This is a genomic window from Pontibacter sp. JAM-7 (genome assembly GCF_048548695.2).
GTDB lineage: Bacteria > Pseudomonadota > Gammaproteobacteria > Pseudomonadales > Balneatricaceae > Neptuniibacter.
On sequence record NZ_JBLYIF020000001.1, the window covers coordinates 361,451 to 381,251 of the forward strand.

At 49.3% G+C, this 19,801-nt stretch carries 18 protein-coding genes; 11 read left to right on the top strand and 7 right to left on the bottom strand.

The window, feature by feature from the left end:
* Positions 1 to 193 precede the first annotated feature (193 nt).
* Complete coding sequence (pqqA, locus tag ACFVYJ_RS01545) at positions 194 to 268, bottom strand: pyrroloquinoline quinone precursor peptide PqqA (RefSeq protein WP_419414562.1); 75 nt, start codon at positions 266 to 268, stop codon at positions 194 to 196.
* Positions 269 to 705: 437 nt separating this feature from the next.
* Between pqqA and ACFVYJ_RS01550 the strand changes: the two genes are divergently transcribed.
* The 6 genes from ACFVYJ_RS01550 to ACFVYJ_RS01575 all read left to right on the top strand — a co-directional run bounded on the left by ACFVYJ_RS01550 (position 706) and on the right by ACFVYJ_RS01575 (position 8,422).
* Positions 706 to 2,319, top strand: a complete 1,614-nt coding sequence (locus tag ACFVYJ_RS01550) for a pyrroloquinoline quinone-dependent dehydrogenase (RefSeq protein WP_419414421.1) — start codon at positions 706 to 708, stop codon at positions 2,317 to 2,319.
* An 84-nt stretch (positions 2,320 to 2,403) separates the two neighbouring features.
* Positions 2,404 to 2,835, top strand: coding sequence for a c-type cytochrome (locus ACFVYJ_RS01555; RefSeq protein ID WP_419414422.1), 432 nt, complete (start codon positions 2,404 to 2,406; stop codon positions 2,833 to 2,835).
* Between the two features lie 13 nt (positions 2,836 to 2,848).
* Positions 2,849 to 3,610 carry a substrate-binding periplasmic protein gene (locus ACFVYJ_RS01560; RefSeq protein WP_419414423.1) on the top strand — a complete coding sequence of 254 codons (762 nt, stop codon included), beginning with the start codon at positions 2,849 to 2,851 and terminating at the stop codon, positions 3,608 to 3,610.
* Positions 3,611 to 3,925: 315 nt separating this feature from the next.
* The gene (locus ACFVYJ_RS01565; RefSeq protein WP_419414424.1) at positions 3,926 to 5,953 is read left to right on the top strand and encodes a sigma-54-dependent Fis family transcriptional regulator; all 2,028 of its coding nucleotides are present in this window, start codon (positions 3,926 to 3,928) and stop codon (positions 5,951 to 5,953) included.
* Between the two features lie 260 nt (positions 5,954 to 6,213).
* Positions 6,214 to 7,932: a PQQ-dependent dehydrogenase, methanol/ethanol family gene (locus tag ACFVYJ_RS01570; protein WP_419414425.1), complete on the top strand. Its 1,719-nt coding sequence runs from the start codon at positions 6,214 to 6,216 to the stop codon at positions 7,930 to 7,932.
* Between the two features lie 70 nt (positions 7,933 to 8,002).
* Positions 8,003 to 8,422 (top strand): c-type cytochrome, encoded by a 420-nt coding sequence (locus ACFVYJ_RS01575; protein WP_419414426.1) that lies wholly within the window; start codon positions 8,003 to 8,005, stop codon positions 8,420 to 8,422.
* Positions 8,423 to 8,796: 374 nt separating this feature from the next.
* On the opposite strand, the gene ACFVYJ_RS01580 is transcribed toward ACFVYJ_RS01575, so the two are convergent.
* The 3 genes from ACFVYJ_RS01580 to ACFVYJ_RS01590 all read right to left on the bottom strand — a co-directional run bounded on the left by ACFVYJ_RS01580 (position 8,797) and on the right by ACFVYJ_RS01590 (position 11,878).
* Complete coding sequence (locus ACFVYJ_RS01580) at positions 8,797 to 9,030, bottom strand: hypothetical protein (RefSeq protein ID WP_419414427.1); 234 nt, start codon at positions 9,028 to 9,030, stop codon at positions 8,797 to 8,799.
* A 240-nt stretch (positions 9,031 to 9,270) separates the two neighbouring features.
* On the bottom strand, positions 9,271 to 10,752 hold the full coding sequence (locus ACFVYJ_RS01585; protein ID WP_419414428.1) for an aldehyde dehydrogenase family protein: 1,482 nt from the start codon (positions 10,750 to 10,752) through the stop codon (positions 9,271 to 9,273).
* Between the two features lie 250 nt (positions 10,753 to 11,002).
* Positions 11,003 to 11,878: an AraC family transcriptional regulator gene (locus tag ACFVYJ_RS01590; RefSeq protein WP_419414429.1), complete on the bottom strand. Its 876-nt coding sequence runs from the start codon at positions 11,876 to 11,878 to the stop codon at positions 11,003 to 11,005.
* Between the two features lie 161 nt (positions 11,879 to 12,039).
* Here ACFVYJ_RS01590 and ACFVYJ_RS01595 point away from each other — a divergent pair, with 161 nt between their 5' ends.
* Positions 12,040 to 12,918: an SMP-30/gluconolactonase/LRE family protein gene (locus tag ACFVYJ_RS01595; RefSeq protein WP_419414430.1), complete on the top strand. Its 879-nt coding sequence runs from the start codon at positions 12,040 to 12,042 to the stop codon at positions 12,916 to 12,918.
* 69 nt (positions 12,919 to 12,987) lie between these two features.
* Here ACFVYJ_RS01595 and ACFVYJ_RS01600 read toward each other — a convergent pair whose 3' ends face one another.
* The 3 genes from ACFVYJ_RS01600 to ACFVYJ_RS01610 are packed head-to-tail and all read right to left on the bottom strand — an operon-like array spanning position 12,988 to position 15,288.
* A complete protein-coding gene (locus ACFVYJ_RS01600) occupies positions 12,988 to 13,866 on the bottom strand; it encodes an NHL repeat-containing protein (RefSeq protein WP_419414431.1) in 879 nt (292 codons plus the stop codon).
* Positions 13,863 to 14,354 (bottom strand): hypothetical protein, encoded by a 492-nt coding sequence (locus ACFVYJ_RS01605; protein WP_419414432.1) that lies wholly within the window; start codon positions 14,352 to 14,354, stop codon positions 13,863 to 13,865. Before ACFVYJ_RS01605 ends, ACFVYJ_RS01600 begins: the two co-directional genes overlap by 4 nt.
* A gap of 25 nt (positions 14,355 to 14,379) precedes the next feature.
* A complete protein-coding gene (locus tag ACFVYJ_RS01610; RefSeq protein ID WP_419414433.1) occupies positions 14,380 to 15,288 on the bottom strand; it encodes a hypothetical protein in 909 nt (302 codons plus the stop codon).
* 79 nt (positions 15,289 to 15,367) lie between these two features.
* On the opposite strand from ACFVYJ_RS01610, the gene ACFVYJ_RS01615 reads away from it, so the two are divergent.
* The 4 genes from ACFVYJ_RS01615 to aldA all read left to right on the top strand — a co-directional run bounded on the left by ACFVYJ_RS01615 (position 15,368) and on the right by aldA (position 19,730).
* Positions 15,368 to 15,604 (top strand): hypothetical protein, encoded by a 237-nt coding sequence (locus tag ACFVYJ_RS01615; RefSeq protein WP_419414434.1) that lies wholly within the window; start codon positions 15,368 to 15,370, stop codon positions 15,602 to 15,604.
* A gap of 185 nt (positions 15,605 to 15,789) precedes the next feature.
* Positions 15,790 to 16,353 (top strand): QcrA and Rieske domain-containing protein, encoded by a 564-nt coding sequence (locus tag ACFVYJ_RS01620; RefSeq protein ID WP_463254783.1) that lies wholly within the window; start codon positions 15,790 to 15,792, stop codon positions 16,351 to 16,353.
* A 70-nt stretch (positions 16,354 to 16,423) separates the two neighbouring features.
* Positions 16,424 to 18,214 (top strand): PQQ-dependent dehydrogenase, methanol/ethanol family, encoded by a 1,791-nt coding sequence (locus ACFVYJ_RS01625; RefSeq protein WP_419414436.1) that lies wholly within the window; start codon positions 16,424 to 16,426, stop codon positions 18,212 to 18,214.
* Positions 18,215 to 18,290: 76 nt separating this feature from the next.
* Positions 18,291 to 19,730: an aldehyde dehydrogenase gene (gene aldA / locus ACFVYJ_RS01630; protein ID WP_419414437.1), complete on the top strand. Its 1,440-nt coding sequence runs from the start codon at positions 18,291 to 18,293 to the stop codon at positions 19,728 to 19,730.
* The last annotated feature ends 71 nt before the right edge of the window (positions 19,731 to 19,801 follow it).

The following is a 19,801-nucleotide window of genomic DNA, read 5'->3' on the forward strand; positions in this document are numbered from 1 at the left end:
GCCAGCTAATAATGTTGACATATTCCGCCGGTTTACGGGGAAGTGGGCGCTGGCAGCTGGGCGATTGCATCAGGCAGGGTGATGCAGTGGCACATTGTGTTTCAGGTAGTGATGCACAGTGTTGCTATATTGTAGGAGGGTTTTAGTCGAGAGGGAGGCAACCCCTTGCTGGGTAGGAGTTGCCTCTGGATCTTCAGCGGTTAGCGAAGTACATAGTAACTTCGAAACCAATTCGCAAATCTTTATAAGCAGGTTTTTGCCAGTTCATATTTTTATTCTCCGTTGTATGTTCAGTGTAGCGATGATTAGTCGCGATAAAGATAAAGCAAGCTTTATGCCTTAAGTTTATTTTTAAGCGAGTGACGCTGTTTTTTCTTCTGTTTTGGTCTCGTGACACACTGTCTCAACGGGTGACAAAGTGTGTCAAATCGCAAGCATTAAGCGTGATATATGGGGAGTTTTTGTATGTTTTGGCTTTTGCTGTTTTTTATAAAAATCATTTAAATTCAATTGGATATGTCTTTGTGTTTTGTTGTTTAATTGATTTGGCCTGTTTGTTGCTGCATCAGGTTTGGTTACAGCCGCAGACAGATTTCCACAAAGGTACCGTCTGCTTTTCATTCGTTAGATGGAGAAGATGAAGTGATTACAATAAGAAAACTTATGCTGTCGGCCAGTGTTGCATCAGCGCTTGCAATGTCTGGCATGATGTCCACAACCGTTGCAGCGGATTCTTCCAATGTCAGCCCCAATGACTGGCCGCAGTACCATCGTACGTCCGATGCCTGGCGTTACAGCCCACTTGATCAGATCAATGTAAAAAACATTGATAAGTTGAAAGTGGCCTGGATTCATCAGCCGGGGGATATTCAGATGGGTCTGCAGGCAACGCCAATCGTTATTGATGGCGTAGCTTATTATATTGGGCCAAATAATAACGTGTTTGCGCTTGAAGCAGATACGGGTAAGCAGTTGTGGCACTACCAGCCAGAACTGGATGAAATTGTAAATGAGGTGTTCTACGTCGCTGCGAGTCGTGGTGTTACTGTCGGACACGGCATGGTTTATATTGGTTCTCTTGATGGCCGTTTTATCGCGCTTGACCAGAAAACCGGTGAAGAGAAATGGTCTACCCAGATTACTGATCTGGAAAGCTGCTACGGCTGCTTGTTCTCCTCTCCACCACAGCTGGCGGGTGATGTCCTGTTCGGTGGTACCACCGGTGGTGACCAGCCAACTCAGGGTAAAATCTTTGCGGTTAACGCTTTGACTGGTAAGCCAATGTGGACCTTCGATATTTTGCAGAAGGATGATCCAAAGAGCTGGCCGGGTGATTCTGGTGAAGTCGGTGGTAGTGGTGCATGGTTGCCAGGTACCTACGACGCGAAAACCGATACCATCTATATCGGTACAGCCAATGCGGCGCCTGATTTCTACGGTGCTGACCGTATGGGTGACAACAAGTGGAGTGCCAGCCTGCTGGCCATCGATCCTCAGACGGGTAAGCTGAAATGGGGTCGCCAGGAAATCCCTCATGATGTATGGGATTACGATGCATCCTATGAAGCACTGGCTCTGAAACACAAAGGTAAAGACGTTCTGGTTCACCTGAACAAAAGCGGCTTTGTTTTCGTTGTCGATAAGAAAGATGGCGGCATTGAAAACGTATGGCCACTGGCTCAGAACATCAACTTTGTTGATGGTATCGATCCTAAAACCGGTGCACTTGGCAAGCGTAAAGCGATGCCTGTGGGTGAAGAAACCACTATCTGCCCATACCTGCTTGGCGCACGTAGCTGGAACCACGGTGCCTATAACCCTAAAACCGGGTTGTGGTACACCAATGCCATGGAAGTTTGTAACATCGTAGTGCCAGCAGCACAGGAACATGAAAGTGTTGGTCTTGCGGGTCTGTACCTTGGCGTAAGCAAGCTGGTTGCCGTACCACCTCCAGGTGGTAAAGCCTCCGCTCGACTGGATGCTCGTGATCCAATCACCGGTAAACTGAAATGGACCATCGACTATCCGCTGCCAGGTTTGAGCAGTGTACTGACCACTGGTGGTGATTTGGTATTCAACGGTTCACCGAAAGGCATGCTGCATGCCTATGATGCGAACAATGGTAAAGAAGTGTGGAACTTCAACGCCGGTTCAGGTCTGCGTGGCGGTATTGTCAGCTACTCCGTGAATGGTAAGCAGTACATTCTTGCTGCTACCGGTATGGGTTCTCATGCGCCAGGCTTCATGGCGAGTGCTTTCCCAGAAATGGGTGGCCTGCCAGGTGGTGCTGCGCTGATCGCCTTTACACTGGAAGACTAAGCTAGACGGCTATAAGCCTATATAACAATAGAGGGGCAGTTTATCTGCCCCTCACTTTAGTAAGAAATCTTGGGAATGTAGAACATGATGTTTGATATTAAATCTGTTGTTAATCGTTCTGTGCTGTTGGCAAGCGTATTGGTCAGTGGGGTTGCCCTCGCTGTAGCTCCGCCAGCAGATAGTGGATCAAGCAAGAAAAAATCCAAACCGAAAGAAACGCCTGAGGTGGTTGCCGCCGCAAAAGCAACCGTATTTGGTCAGTTAGATGAATCAGTCGCCAATGGCGAAAAGCGTTTTAATCAGTCCTGCGTATATTGTCATGGCAATCGGGGTTCCGGTGGCAAGGCGAAAAAGTTGCAGGGACGTGATTTCGAGCCAGAATATCTGTTTAAAACCATCAGTAACGGTAAGCGCCGTGGTGCGTTGGTTATGCCGCCCTGGAAACGTTCGTTCAGCCCTGAACAGCGCTGGGAGCTGGTGACCTATATTCTTTCTCTCAGTAACAGCGAAAAGTAGAAGGAGGCAGCATATGCGCCTTAACTTTCGAAACACCTTATTTGCTGTTGCACTGATTGCAGGTGGCCAGAATGTGCTGGCCGACAGTTTGCAGCATATACAGGATTCCGGTGAGCTGGATGTCTGTGTAAACCCGTTTCAGCCGCCTTTTTCTGTACGCCAGCCTGAAGTACAAGGCTTGCAGATAGATGTGGCAAAGGCCTTGGCTGACAGCCTGGGTGTTAACCTCAATCTGTCATGGATTGTGCAGAAAAGAGACTCCAAAAAGACCCGCTGTGATCTTTATGCTGGAGTTGCCAGGCTGGGTGACGGTAAGTCTAAATATGTCCGCATTACACAGCCTTATATGGAGCTGCAATTCAAGCTTGTACTGCCCGCCGATAGTCAGCCAGTGAAGGGGTTGGATGATTTGAAACAAACGGTAGTTGGCGTACCTGCAGGCAGCATGGGTGCGCACTTGCTTAACGAGGGCGCGGTACCCGTTGCGATTCGTTTCAATGATGAGTTATCGCGTTTGCAGGCTGTGGTTGATGGCGAAATCGGTGCTGCGCTGGTCAGTAATGTCACACTGGGTTATATGCAAAAACAAGGTCACAGTTTCAATGTTTATGATGCTGAGGCTTTGCTAGGTAATAAGTTAAATTACCTTTACGCTCTGGGTTTGCGTAAAGCGGATGATGCAACTGAAACTCAATTTAATGAACTACTAAAAACATTAAAAGAAGATGGGAGTCTGGATAAGGTTTTGAACAAGTATGGCGTTAGTGCGCTGTAGTTGAATGGTATGCCCCAACTTCGCTTCTGCGCTCCCAAGCAGAATTTTGAGCGCGTGCAAACGCGCTCCTTTTTTTCTTATCGGGAATGCTGAAAGGTTAGAAGCTAAAGGTAGCAATATGTTCACTTGCATGCGTACAGAATACGGACAGGTCGCAGGCAGAAAGTAAAATCCTTAATAAATCTAAGGAAAAGCTTGAACTGAATCAATGCTACAATCTAAGATGATCTTTAAGAGTGTATACCTCTTATAAATATAAAAAATACCTGGCAGCCAAGATGGGCTCGTGGAACTGCACAGGTGAGGGTGAAATGAATGACTTACAAGAAGGACCATCTCCTGGCCGGATCTGCCAAGAGTGATTCCGATGTAACATGCAAGGATAGCGACGGCGAAGTTAATAACTATATTCAAAATTCCTGGGATCGTTGCCGGGACCGATACAAAATTGATCCGAATTCCGATATCGAGTTGGTGAACCTTTCCGACTCCGAAGTACGCCAAAAGCGTGAACCCCTGGAAAAACTGCTCGCTGACTCCGCTGGTGTATTTGATAAAATCCGCGCGGTTTCCAAAAACAGTGGTTATACCGTTTTACTGACAAACACCGAAGGGCTGGTTGTTAAATCATTTTGTGACTCAGGTGTGAGTCATGAGCTTGAATCTCGTGGCCTGCGTCAGGGTAGTCTCTGGGCCGAATCATTGATTGGTACCAACGGTTTAGGCACCTGTCTCACCGAAGCTGTGCCAGTCACTGTGTATGCCGAAGAACACTATGGCTCGGCATTGCAGAATTTTAGTTGCTCAGCAGCTCCGCTGATTGATCCCGCCGGGAACCCGTTTGGTGCGTTGGATGTTTCTACTTTTGCCACTGGTAACCGTTTAGGTCAGGCGCTGGCATTGAATCTGGTGTGTGAAACAGCAGATGAAATTGAAACACTGATTTTCCGTGAAGCCTATGAAAACCAGCGTATTATCAGTATGTCGACATCAACAATGCTGGCACCGACGACAGCACTGGTGGCAGTAAATGAATGCGACACCATTATTGCGGCAACGACCCCCTTGTTGCTTGCCATGGGCTGTAGTGACCGCTATCAACTGGTTGGTAAGAAATTTTGCGACACCTTCGAGCTGACATTCGAACAACTTGAGTCAACCGTCATTGTTGAGCACTCCATCCGGATTGGTAACTTCCGCAAAAAATTCTTCGCTACATTGATTCCTCCGGTTAATAAAACCGCGAAAATCAGTAAAGCGCACATGCTCAAGCTGGATGTGGCCAAAAAACACACTAAAACTGCTGATCCTGAGTGTTGTCCATTGCAGGCAGCAGCGGGTAAAGACAGTGGCCTGCTGAGGCAGGCCGCTCGCTGTGCCCGAATCGTTGATAAAGGCATCAGTATTTTGCTCGAAGGCCAGACGGGCACCGGTAAAGAGGTTTGGGCGCGGGCGCTGCACAATAGTAGTAGCCGTCGTGATAAGCCTTTTGTCACCCTGAACTGTGCGGCAATACCAGAATCGCTGATTGAGAGTGAGCTTTTCGGTTACAGTGCGGGTACATTTACCGGCGGGTTGAAGTCCGGCAAGGTCGGTAAGATTCAGGCCAGTAATGGTGGCACACTGTTTCTGGATGAAATTGGTGATATGCCGCTTGAATTGCAGGCTCGTCTGTTGCGGGTATTGGCTGAGAAAGAGATTATCCCATTGGGTGAAGTGAACCCGCTTAAGATCAATCTCAATGTCATCTGCGCAACCCACCGTGACCTGAAAGAGTTTGTCGGTCAAGGCGATTTCCGAGAAGACCTGTACTACCGGATCAGCGGTTTCCGGATTCATCTCCCCAGCCTATCTCAGCGGGAAGATAAACCGCATATCATCAACAAGGTGTTGACCGAGTTGTGCCGTGAAGAGTCTGATGCCGACAATGTGTTCCTGGCTAATGATGCCATGGCTCAGCTTAGTCAGTACTCATGGCCGGGTAATATTCGTCAGCTGAAAAATGTGCTGCAGTTTGCATTGTGCATGCGTGAAGAAGACATGATCCGGCTGGTAGACCTGCCGGAGGAAGTTTTTGCTGAAGAGCGGTTAGCACCTGTAACAGAAACGCCGCATGACGATGCGGTCAGTAATTACCCTCCTTCTCGTTTGGTGTCGATCAGTCATCAGGACAGCGCAGGACTGTCAGAAAAAGAAGAGTTGGAGCAAGTGCTCGAGCAGCACCGCTGGGTAGTGACCCGCGCGGCTAAGGCGCTGGGTGTTAGCCGGTCAACGCTGCATCGGAAAATTAAAAAACATGGTTTGCTAGTGGAAGGCCAAGAGCCGGAAGCTGTTAACGAATAAACTGTTTTGTCTCAATCTAAAAAAGCCATGCAACTGCATGGCTTTTTTTGTTTTGGCCTGCAGCAGCCTGTAGCAGGTGCCACACTTTGTCTCGAAATCTTTTCTCTTGCCTTTAGTAAACTCTAAATAATTCAAATGCTTACGCACATGGCATGTCTTTTGCGGCTGTTTTGTCGTACCAAACGCAAGAACATGGAACAGCCTTGTATAGGGTAACTGTTTAAATATTTTTGTTCATAATATTAATAAGAGGCATCAATATGAGAGCACGATTTGGAGTAGGAAAAGCAGCAGGCATAGGCTTATTTGCGCTGACGGTTTCTATGAACAGTCATGCATTAGGTGTAAGTGTACTGGAAGGTACCCACCTGAATAACTTTGTAACGGATGACATGCTGCTGAATGCGGACAAGGATCCTAATAACTGGCTGCATTACGGCAGGGATTATGAAGGTACCCGCTATTCGCCCTTGATGCAGATTAATCAGGAAAATGTCAGTGATTTAGTGCCTAAATGGAATCTTTCATTTGGCGTAATCGGTGCGCAGGACAGCCAGGTTATGGCGGTGAATGGTCGTTTATATGTGACGTCCAGCCACAATATCGCTTTTGCATTGGACGGTACTTCGGGTGATGTGCTGTGGAAATATCAGCGTGCACTGCCCGGCGATCTTGGCCCTAAACTCTGTTGTGGTTCAGTTAACCGTGGTGTGGCTGTTTATAAAGACAAAGTTTACATGGCCACTCTGGATACGCACATGGTGGCACTGGATAACAACACCGGTGAAGTGGTCTGGGAAAAGAAACTGGGTGACTACAAAACAGGTGAAATTTTAACCTCTATGCCGATGATTATTGATGGCATGGTGGTTATCGGTAACTCCGGTGGTGACCTAGGTGCCAATCCGGGTACTGTTTATGCGCTGGATGCAGATACCGGTGAACTGATTTGGAAAACCTACACGGTTCCGATGACCGGTAAAGAGAAAATCGCTAAGACCTGGGCCGGTGATTCCTGGAAAACTGCGGGTGGTACTCCATGGCTGCCGCCTTCATATGATAAAGAAACCGGCTATATCCTGTATGGGGTAGGTAACCCAGTACCGGATTTCGATGGCAGTGTGCGTGAAGGTGACAACCTGTATACCGGTTCCACTGTAGCGATCGACCCGAAAAACGGCAAAATTGTTAAACACTTCCAGTACACCCCGCACGATGTCTGGGATTATGACGGTACTAACGAAGCGATTCTGATTAAGGATAAAGAGGGTCGTAAAACCTACCTGCATGCAGACCGTAACGGTCACCTGTACTCCATTGATCGCGAGACCTATAAGTGTAACTGGGTTGTGCCAATGCAGCGGGTTAACTGGGTTGAGAGCTTTGATAGCAACTGCCGTCCAAAAGTAAATCCGGATAAAGTGCCAACTGAAGGCAAGGTAACCACTGACATCGCTCCGACCCTGGGTGGTGGTAAAGAGTGGCACCCAGCGGCCTACAGCAAGCGTACCGGTATGATCTATGTGCCAGTTATCGACATGTCCATGGACCTGGAAGCTAAGAAGCAGGAGTTCAAGCCAGGTCAGTGGTTCCTGGGTACTAACACACTGCGTCTGCACCCTGGTGCGGGTTACCTGAAGGCGTTTAATGCGACCACCGGTGAACTGGAGTGGATGCGTTCACAGAATGTACCGGCAACGGGTGGTGTCCTTACCACAGCGGGTGGTTTGGTCTTCAACGGTGATGCTGAAGGTTTCTTCCGTGCAGTGAAAGATGACACGGGTGAAACCCTGTACGAATATAACGTTGGTACCGGTATCCACAGTAACCCAACTACCTACATGGTGGGTGATACTCAGTATGTTGCTGTGTTGGTCGGTCCTGGTGGCGGTAGTTTGTGGCCATTGGTTTACGGTGAATTCTTCAAGCACAACACCAAGGGTGGTGGTCTGTTTGTATTCGCTCTGCACAAGAAATAAGGACTGGTTTCTATAAGGAAATAGGGAGGGGGCCGCAGGCTCCCTCCAGCTAACTTTTTAGGGTTTAGGTATGCGTCGAGTTAAACAAATTACATTAACCTTGTTGCTGTCTGGCATTGTGTCGGGTGCGTGGGCATTCAGTCCTGAAGGACTGCAGCAACAGGGGCCGAGTGAAGAGGTACTGGCGGAACTGTCCGGTCAGCACCTGGATAATCCGGATTCAATTGCAACAGGTCGTCAACTGTTTGGTAATACTTGTCTGTTCTGTCATGGACCTGAAGGTAAGGGTGCCCGAGCGCCATCGCTGGTGACGGGTGCCTGGCGTCCGGGTGGCGGTAATACACCAGAATATTTGTATTCTGTGGTGATTAATGGTCGTCCGGGTACCATCATGGGGTCGTTTCGAGAAAGTCATACAGATGAGCAGATCTGGCAGATCATAGCGTTTTTGCGGGATGTCTCGACAAAAATTGCGGGTGAAGCAAAATAAAGACTATAAAGCCGGTTAACACCGGCTTTATTACAGGGCCTTCATTCAGAAGGACATCGGTTTGGGGGATTCGCGGCTTTCGCCAATCTCCTTCCAGCAGTAATGTGTTGCCAGGTTCGGTTGTTTCTTATAATCGTGCTTGCGGCCATAAGCTGTCCAGCGATACATAGTTTGCTGGGGGGCAGGCCGTTGTATCCCGCAAAAACAGCTATGGTTCAGTTCACCCAACCCTAGCACATGATCTTCTCGGTGGTTGAATAAGCCCACTCTGACACCTTGTCCACGATAACGCTCAAGCAAAACTGGCTCACCACAATAGTACAGTCGGTTGAGATTAAAGGCTGCTTGCCAGAAAGGACTTTGACTGGTCTATCTCATATTGTCGCGGTATACCGCTTGCGGTTCCGACGACATTTCCCCCCCCCCTCGAATGCCAGCACAATCACACTGCCGGGTGAGTCGATATAGGTTTGCAGATAACGTTCCTTGTATGCCAGATCGCCACCATATACATAAGGAAAGTCATAAGAGAGCGGAGTGCTCAGGCGGACCAACTGCGGAATGTATTGCTGTAACGGTTCACCTGAATAGCACTGTAAACGTAGCATGGTAAATCTCTTACGTGGCGAAATGATAATGCAGCGGGTACGCGCATATCTGCAGTCCAAGTGTCTGAATGGTATTTAATCCTGTTACTGTCGGGATAACAAAATATAAACAAAATTGATGAGTAGGCCAGTTGTGTCGGCATGTTAGGCACCGGTACAGCGACTTAATGTATGGCTTCAATTACACTGGCGGGCAGTGAAGAAACCCAGACGGTATGCCTGGGTTTCTTGGCAGGGGGGTTAATCCAGTGGGCGGGCCACTGTCAGGTCACGCAGGTAATCATAAAATGTCTCGGGGCAGTTTACGCCGCCACCGACACCGCTTTTATTAATACCGCCATATGGCAGGCCATAGGCAAAAACGTTGTGTGCATTAATCCAACTGTTACCGGCAATCATCTGCTCGGCTACGCGGTTACACCGTTCCAGGTCTTCACTGAATACACTGTTGGCCAGACCGTAATCCAGACTGTTGACCAGTTCGAGTGCTTCAGTTTCGCTGCTGAATTTCACCAGGTAAGCCGCCGGGCCGAAAATTTCTTCACGGAAGCAAACATTATCTGCCGAGCCGCCCAGTAGGTAAGGGGCGACATAGAAACCACCTTCACTGCCTGAAATGCTGACGGCACCACCTTCCAGAATGGCTTCGGCACCTTCGGACAGGCCCTTATGCAAATAATCCAACACGGTATCTTGCTGGGCCTGACTGACTAACGGGCCCATTTCGGTTGCAGGGTTCAGGCTCGGGCCAATCGCAGTTGCCTTAAGGGTCGCCGTGACTTTTTCGACAAATTTATCGTAGATTGATTCGTGGATCAGCCAGCGTGTGGCGGTACAGCATACCTGCCCGGTATTGAGGGTAATGGCTCCTGCTAGCTGCGTAACGGCTTTATCCAGGTTTGCGTCTTCAAAGACCACGGCTGCGCCTTTACCGCCAAGTTCCAGCTTACATGGTATGGGACGTTCTCCACACATGGAGGCGATTTGCTTGCCAACTGTGGAGGAGCCAGTAAAGGAGATACGGCGTATTTTTGGGTGTTGTACCAAAGGCGTGCCGACCTTACGGCCTGCACCAACCACTACGTTAATGACGCCTGGGGGGATACCTGCCTCTTCTGCCAGTTTGCAGAAATACAACGTGGTCAGGGGTGTCAGCTCAGCAGGTTTGATGACTACAGTGTTACCGGCAGCCAGTGCTGGAATGACATTCCACATTAAAAGATCAAACGGGAAGTTCCATGGAAAGATAAAGCCGCATGCACCGTACGGTACACGGTGTACCCGGGCATCGATAGCGGTCAGATTAAGTGGCTTGCTGTATTCCGCCCGGGTTGCCAGGTCGGCATAATAGCGAACACACTCTATGCCAAATGGAATGTCAAAGCCTTTGGCGTTGACGACGGCTTTACCGACATCCAGCGCTTCCAGCTGCGCCAGGGTATCGATTTCTGCTTCAAGTTTGTTGGCCAGTTTATTCAGCGTCGCGGCACGTGATTCGGGTGTACGCTTCGACCACTCCCGAAAGGCCATATCAGCGACTTCTACAGCCATGTTTACATCTCGCTCGTCGCCGGAGGCGACACTGGCGATACTTTTGCCGTTGGACGGGTTGATGACATCTGTACTCGCACCAGATTTGCTGGCCTGCCAGGTGCCGTTTATAAACAGCTGTAAAGGCTGGCTAAGAAACGCTTTGGCTTCAGAACATAAGATATCTGACATATCTGTCTCCACATTATTATTGTTGATGGACAATCCAGATATTGGCTTTCGCACTTTACGTGCCAGATTGAGATGTCAGTGATAATCTGCCGTTTGTCTTTTTAATTAATTGAATTAAAAAGACTTTTTATAACAGTCCTCAATGTGTGGGTATTGCTTCCTATGTTGTGTTGTAGAGCAGTTGCAACAAACGTATAGCGCCCCTGCGACAAATGTTGAGTGAAGAGGCGCGCGTTTTGACAGGATTAGGCTAGTGGGTCAGGTCCGCTCTCGGAGATAAGCCAAATAGTCGGCTGTATTCCCGGCTGAATTGAGATGGGCTTTCATAACCCACTTCATAGGCTGCGGCGGATACTGAAAACCCTCTGCTCAGCATAAGTTTACGTGCCTCTGTCAGGCGCAGGCGTTTGATGTATTGCAGCGGACTGTGCTGAGTGACTTTCTTAAAATTCTGATGAAAAGAGGAGATGCTCATGTTGGATAATTCTGCCAGTCTGGGTATCGATATGCTGTTGTTCAGGTTGCTCTCAATATAGCCGGTCACCCTATGAATCCGGTGAGAGATATTATCCCCTCTCACTAACTGAAACAGCAGATTGGCTGGCATACGACGTAATAGGCGAATGTATATCTCCTGTAATCGGATCTGTTGCAGGTCAGCAAGGTCGTCAGGCTGGGCAATCAGTTGCAGGTAATTTTCAACACTCTGTAGCAGTGTGCTATCCACAGGTACGACCTGCAGGCAGAACAGGTCAGGCTCTTCTGTGCTGCCGATATCCAGCTGCATTTGCTCAGCGGTCAAACTGAGCAAATCAAAATCCAGTTCTATTTGTAAGCCAAGAAAATCACTGGTCAGGTTGCATGATTCTATGTGGGTTGTGGCGGGCAGGTTCATAGAGGCAATCAGCCCGTCCCCCGCGGAATAAGTGACGTTGCGGCCGTTGATGTCAGCTGTTTTCCGGCCTTTGATGACTAGGCACAACGAGGGGGTATAGAAAGCCGGGCAGCTATTGCCTTGGCCATTTAGCCTGACAAAACTGCAGTGTGAAAGTGGCGTTTGTAGCTGGCCAATATCGGTGCTGAAACAACTTAATAAGTGTTCAATACGCTGGTAAACGTTATGCATGGTTCTGTCCCGAAGTATGTCTAAGCAGGTTTATCCGGGTTAAAAGCAAGTTTCTGACCACTTTTGTAGAAATAGGCATACCTGCTGTAGCTATTAACCTGCCTCCGGTGGGTTATAGAGGTTATTTTTGTCAGAGTGTAATTATGTAATTAGGTGTGCCAATGAAATATTCAAAACGATCTTTATGTGCCGCAATGGCACTCTCGCTCTCAGTGGCTGCAAGTGCCGCGGAGCCTGAACTGAAACCTGTATGGCAAACCGGGCCCGTGTTTGAACATCCGGAATCGGTTGCCTATGACACCACGACTAATGCGCTGTACCTGTCCAATATTAAAGGTGAGTTTGGTGCGGCAGATGGCGATGGTTATATCGCTAAGCTGTCCCTGGCTGGCGAGGTGCTCGAAGCGCACTGGGTGACTGGGTTAAATGCACCTAAGGGTATGGCGGTTAAAGGGCGCCAGTTGTTTATTGCCGATTTGACTGAACTGGTGGTTATCGACCTTGATCAGGCGAAGATAGTGAAACGCTATAAAGCGGCGGATAACAGCTTTCTCAATGATGTGGCGATTACATCTGAAGGTGAGGTGTATCTGACGGATACAGCGACCAACCGAATTTATCAGCTTAAAGATGACGTGCTTGAGGTCTGGCTGGAAACCCCGCTGCTGGAAAGTCCGAATGGTCTGTTTGCTGACCAGGGCAAGTTAATCGTGGCCAGTTGGGGCGTACCGACAGAAGGCTGGAGTACCAAGGTGCCGGGGCATTTGCTGGAGATCTCTCTGGATGATCGCCAGGTGGTGTCATTCGGTTCAGATCAGCCGGTAGGTAACCTGGATGGGATCTGGCGCTATGATGCGCGCTCATTCATCAGCACTGATTGGATGGCGGGCAAGCTTTATCATATCGACGATGCCGGCAAGGTGAACACACTGTTAACTTTGACCCAGGGGTCCGCAGACATGCTATATATGCAGTCGTCTGGCCTGCTGTTGATTCCGCAGATGCTGGATGGCCAGTTGCGGGCGTATAAAATCAAGTAGTTGTCAGCTGGTGAACAGGTAGCGTTCAGGGAGTTGCAGCAGGAATATCCTGCTGCAACTCTGGCTCGCTCAGGGCGTGACGATGTACGCAGTCAGTTTGCCAGCATTCATCAACGGGATGTATAGCATCCTTCTGCTGCGTAAATAGAGCATATCGGCTACGCCGGGTTCCAGCTCCGCCACTAGCTGGCTGGAACCATCACCATTCACCTGCAGTAAAGTACCCGCCATCCAGTCGGTGACCAGCATGGCGTTGTCCCCCAGTTTTGCGACACCATCAAGATTGCCTATGGGTTTATTGCTGCCAAAGTCCTGCAGCGTTTTATCGGTCTCAGTTAGCTGTAACAAGTGGCCGGGCACCTTGGTGTTCCAGCCTTCTGTCGGTACGCCCCAGCTGGCAATGAAAATATGCTGGTTATCCAGATAGATACCATTGGGGTTTTCCAATCGAGGATCTACCAGCCAAGTCTCCAGTTTGCCGCGATAAAGTCGGTAAATCTTGTTGTGTAGCGTATCTGTTACATAGATAACACCGGCGCTATTGATGGCAACATCATTCAAAAAACTGTCTTCAGTCGTGGTGAAGCGTTGCACGATTGTGGCGGTTTCTACATCGATCACCACCAGTGTATTCAGGTCGGCAACAAAGAGCTTATTACCAAACATCGCCATCCCCTTCGGCGCATTTAATCCAGTTACCCACTCGAGCTTGCTGATATTGCCCTCCAGATCCAGCAGTGAGATAAAGCCATTCTGATCCGCTTGTGTAGGATCTCCGTTGATATTGGACACATACAATGACTGGCGCAGAATATCGAAGACCACTGATTCTGGTTGCTTTAACAGTGCCGGGCTTTGCCAGGCTTCAGTGACCAGCGGCGCTGCATGTGTGACGGAAGAGAGAGAAAAAAACAGGCTGAATGCTGCGTAATATAATGTTTTTTTCATGGCTGGTTTCCTTGTTTGTTCGGGGTAGTCAGCACGCGCAGGGATTGCATGCTCAGATATTCCTGTTGAGTACAAAAGCGCTGCTTGGCCTTAGGGTTAGCAAAGGCAAGGTTGAGTCCCTGTGTCAGGCCCTGGCGATATTGCGCCAATTCACTGATCAGGGCGTGGTTATACAGTGCCCATTGGTCGTCGGACATTTTGCGTGCGATTTCAGTGGCAGCGACATTCTGTGTGCCGGCGACAATAAATGCCTGGAACATTTCTCTTTGCCGTTCTGTCGGCGGCAGCTCAACCTCATTGGCCAGCTCCTCTAAACCGCACCAGCGCAATATTGCCCCGGCCCTGATTTTGTCACCGTTAAAGCGCAGCATCTCTGACACGGTATCTTGTTGTAGTTTGATGAGTTGTGGTGCGGTTTCCTGTGCTTGGCACAGGACCGAAACCGTGCAGAACGTGAACCCCAGGTAAAGGCAGTGCATGAATTTCATGAGCGTATTTCCGTCTTATAAGGAGTTAGAGATCTGCGACAATGGCCTGTACTTTTTGCTTATAGATTGCTTCCGGAATCACCCCCTGTTGATACAGCGTTTTCAGTTTCCGCAGGCGTATTTCTATATTTGATGTTGCCGTTTCGCTTGACGGCGGTTGTATTTGTTCCAGCTTTTCAATGCGCGACTCCAATGCTGCATTGGCGGCTTCCTGTGCGGCAGCCACATATTCCAGTTGTTCTGGGGTATCAGCCTTTTTCAGGGCGTACTTATAGGTTTGGTTTAAATCTACTTGCAGCCAGTCGGGGCGCTCGGCAACTGGTGTGGCCCCTTTGAAGCTGAGTAGCTGCCAATCGTGGCTGGCTGCCTTCTCTTCACTGCCAGTGGGCAAGCGGTAGCGTGCCAGTTCAACTTTTGAGGCGAAACGACTATTGCTGACAGACGCACCGGAACGGACATATTTCTTTTGCAGATCAACATGTACCTCGCCAAACAGCAGGTTCAGTTTGTTATCGCGGATAAACGCCGTGCCACTGACACTGAGGCTCTTTTCGCCAAAGTAAGCAGGGCGCAGATCAGAGATTGAAAACACGATGGATTCGTCTGTTTGTGCCTGGGTAAGTCCGGCACTGATCTGCTTTGCCAGCATGTTGATCTCGCGGTCAGTGAATACCCGTCGCTGCGTTTTTCCTGTTTGACTACCCAGCAAGCTGGTGTTTTCAGCAACGGATACAGATAACTGGCTGAGTATCGGCGCTATTGCTTCGGCTGAAAGCGGGTATGGGTGCTGGTTTAGCTGGTGGGATGAACTGTTTTTAACGGCCACATAATCGGCAGATGACCGCCACAGTGTTTGCGGCGCTGCCAATAGATCTGCTGATGTCAGACTGAGGCTATTTATCAGGGCGAGGGTAATGAGAGTTTTGCGGCTCACGATGGATTTCCTTTTTTTATAGTTGTGACCCAGCGGGTTTTGCAAAATCTCTGCCATCCGGTAGTGGCAGCGTAAACCTATGTATTACCAAGGCTATAGCGGTGTGCAGGCCAGTAGTCAGCGTTCAAGTGTTGCGCCAGAGGAACAGTTGTTGCAAGGCGTTTTTGAGGTGCGACACGTCAGTCAAGGTGGGATTGAAACAGCGGTGGTTGGTGAAGGCGCGTGGTGTGCTTTATTTGGCGTGCTGGGTGTGGCGTTGTTGCAACTAAGGCTGCAACAACTGTTGTGTTTTTCAACCTTTGTGTCAGTAGATTGAGACGTCACGGTTTCTGTTGAATTTAGTTTATTTGGAAGATAAATCATTATAAAACAATAACTTATGTTTTTTCGTTTAGGTGGCTTTCCTGTTTTGGCATAGCGTTTGCCATTTATGGGTTCAAGCGGGCAAATCAAATCAGGGTTAACCCGCACCCATAAAGATAATAAACGGTGAAGTTAATCGTGGAACGTAGAGCATTTATCAAATCATGCGCATGTGTTGCCGCCATTGGTAGCACTGCAGGACTGGCATCTGAAGCTGAGGCTGCCAGTAAAAAGCCTTCAAATATGCGTCCTAAACCAGGCGATGTTCTGGTGATCGAAGATGGTCATGGCAACGCACGACCTATCTCGGCATCTGAATTGGTGCTTGGGGCGCAGCAGGTAATGGCCTTCCCTCAGGATCCGGAGAGCGGTGTGATTCGCAGCGGTTCCCGTTTCAACAAAATTATGGTGATGCGGTTAGATACCGCGCAGATGGATGAAGACACCAAGCAGCACTCAGAAGATGGTGTGGTGGCTTATTCCGCGATCTGTACTCACCAGGGTTGTGACGTGAATTCCTTTATTGAAGACAAAAAAGAGTTCTTTTGTTTTTGTCACTACTCACGCTTCGACCCCTATGCCGCCGGCAAGGTCACCAATGGTCCGGCAACCCGCCGTCTGGCCATGCTGCCTATCAAGATTGTTGATGATCTGATTGTGGTGAAAGAAGAGTTCACCCGATCCCCCGGTTATAAAAAATAAGTTTCTGCAGTGTCTCTATTCCCCGAAATGGGGGGTTCCTATGAAGACAATAAAAACAGGAGTGAGCTATATGTCATTTGCAAAACGATTTGGGGCTCTGACGGTTGCTGTTGCAGTCGCACCTGCCGCGTTTGCGGTCGGAGGTGGTGTTGCAGCCAAGTCTAACCCGCTTGAGAAATACAGCCCGGTTACCGAGGAACGGTTGACTAATCCGGAGCCAGAAAACTGGCTGCAGTGGCGCGGTAATTATGAGGGTTGGTCCTACAGTCCCCTGGATCAGATTAATGCTGATAACGTTGATGACCTGGTACCGGTTTGGTCCTTCTCAACGGGTGAACTGGAAGGTCACCAGGCACCGCCCATTGTGAACGATGGTGTGATGTTTATCTCGACCCCGAATAATAAGGTTATTGCGCTGAATGCCGAAACCGGTGACGAGCTTTGGAGCTTCAAAAAAGAGATTCCGGAAGAGCTGTTCCAGCTACACCCGACTAACCGTGGTGTTGGTCTGTATGGTGACATGGTTTACCTGGCAGCAACGGATGCCTGCCTGGTGGCCCTGAATGCAAAAACCGGTGAGCAGGCCTGGGAAACCTGTGTTGCTGACTGGCAGGACGGCTACTACATGACACTGTCACCACTGATTGCTAAAGGCAAAGTCATGGTCGGTGTCTCTGGTGGTGAATACGGTATTCGTGGCCATATTACTGCCGTTGATGCGAAAACTGGTGAGATTGCATGGAAGACTCACACCATTCCGGCACCGGGTGAGCCGGGTAGTGAAACCTGGAAGGGTGATGCATGGAAAACGGGTGGTGCCTCAGTTTGGATTGCAGGTACTTACGATGCAGATATGGGCGTGGCTTTCTACGGCACAGGTAATGGTGGTCCTTGGATGCCTGATACTCGTCCTGGTGACAACCTGTATGCCAACTCAGTGGTCGCGCTGGATGTGGAAACCGGTGAGCTGAAAGGTTACCACCAGTACCATTGGAACGATGCCTGGGATTGGGATGAAGTATCTCCTCCGGTCATTATCGACTACGAGCACAAAGGCAAAAAAATCAAAGGTCTGGTGCATGCTGGACGTAATGGTTACCTGTGGACCCTTGAACGTAACAAAGATGGGTCTATCGACTTTGTCGATGCTGAAGCGTATGTAAAACAGAACGTGTTTAAGAGCATTGATCCTAAAACGGGTCGCCCAACCTACGACCCTGCACATACACCAGGTACGGGTAAAGCGGTTACTTTCTGTCCGTCACTGTGGGGCGGTAAAGACTGGCCACCTGAGTCGTATAACCCAAAAACTGGCCTGTTCTATATCCCGGCACATGAAAACCTGTGTTCAGAGATGGGCGGTGTCGAACTGGGACCACGCAAGTCTGGTGAGCTGTACATTGGTGTACCAATTGCGGACATCCTGACCAATATTCGTCTGGCTGAAGGCGCTGAAGATCACATCGGTGAAATTCAGGCATGGGACCTGAAGTCCGGTAAGAAAGTATGGCAGTTCAATATGAAAGAGATGAACTGGGGTCCTCTGTTAAGTACTGGCGGTAACCTGGTGTTCTCTGGTGGCTCTAACGACCGCGTATTCCGCGCGCTGGATGCCCGTACGGGTAAGAAGCTGTGGCAGTACCGTGCTAACTCCGGCATCACTGCCGTGCCATCCAGCTGGAAGGTTAATGGTACTCAGTTTATCGGCGTGCAGGCTGGCTGGGGTGTAGACGCCCAGCGTATGCAGGGTGCCTTTGACGCAGTGATGGATCACACCACTGTGGTACCTCAGGGCGGTGTGCTGCATGTGTTTGCTTTGAAATCTAAGGCTGACAAGTTGATTGAAGCTGCGACCCAGTAAGTTGTCCTGATCAAGCCGGGTCTGTACTTATACTGTATGGGTCCGGCTTCTTTTCTTGATAGTTGAGATTCAAGCCATGACTGACATACCTGTATATCAAAATTTTATTAATGGCGAATTTGCGCCAACGCCAAAAAATACTATTGACGTTCACAATCCAGCTAATGGAAATCTTCTGTCCCGGGTGCCTGAATCTGAAACCGGAGAGGTGGAGCACGCTATCGCTGCAGCCAAAGCCGCTCAAACCGGCTGGGCCGCGAAACCTGCAATCGAACGTGCGGGTTATTTGCGTAAAATAGCGACTAAAATTCGTGAAAATGCTGATGAGTTGGCAAAGGTGATTACTCTGGAACAAGGCAAAATATTGAGCCTTGCCCGTGTTGAAGTCGACTTTACTGCTGATTATTTAGATTACATGGCCGAGTGGGCTCGGCGTATTGAGGGTGAAATTATTACCAGCGACCGGGTGGGCGAGAACATTTTCCTGTTCCGCAAACCCGTGGGTGTTGTCGCAGGTATTCTGCCGTGGAATTTCCCGTTTTTCCTGATTGCCAGGAAAATGGCACCAGCGTTGATCACTGGTAACACCATTGTCATCAAGCCAAGTGAAGAAACGCCGAACAACTGCTTTGAGTTCACCAAGCTGGTTGCAGAGACTGATTTGCCGCCGGGCGTATTTAATGTGGTCTGCGGTAGCGGGGCGCAGGTGGGTAGTACGTTAACCTCACACGCAGGGATTGATCTGATCAGCTTCACCGGGAGTGTGGAAACGGGTGCGCGAATCATGGCCGCTGCAGCACCGAACATCACTAAGCTTAATCTGGAACTGGGCGGTAAAGCACCTGCCATCGTGTTGGCGGATGCGGACATTGACCTGGCAGTGACCGCCATCAAGAACTCGCGGGTTATCAATTCTGGTCAGGTATGTAACTGTGCTGAGCGTGTATATGTTGATGCCTCAGTAGCAGATCAGTTTATCGATAAAATTACCAAAGCGATGGCCATGACCACTTATGGTGATCCGATTGCACGGCCGGATGTTGATATGGGGCCACTGGTTAACCGTATTGGCTTGGACAAAGTGGCCGCGATGGTTGAGACGGCAAGAGCGGCGGGTGGCACCATAACGACCGGCGGTAAAATTGCTGAGCTTGGCCAGGGATTTCACTATCAGCCGACCGTTATTGCTGATTGCCGTTCTGATATGGAGATTATGCGCAAAGAGGTATTTGGTGCAGTACTGCCAATTCAGGTGGTCTCTGGATTGGATGAAGCTATCACCTGTGCCAATGCCTCCGAATATGGTCTGACATCTTCAATTTTCACTAAGAATCTCAGTTTTGCGTTGCAGGCAGTTAACCAACTCAACTTTGGTGAAACTTACGTTAACCGCGAAAACTTTGAAGCTATGCAGGGTTATCATGCCGGTGTGCGTAAATCAGGTATTGGTGGTGCTGATGGGAAGCATGGCCTGTATGAGTACACGCATACGCATGTGGCATATATCCAAACCTGAGTGAGTATGTCCGCTGCCGGGGGTCGGTAAATATACGCTAGGGCTGATGAAATCAGCCCTTTGATACTACT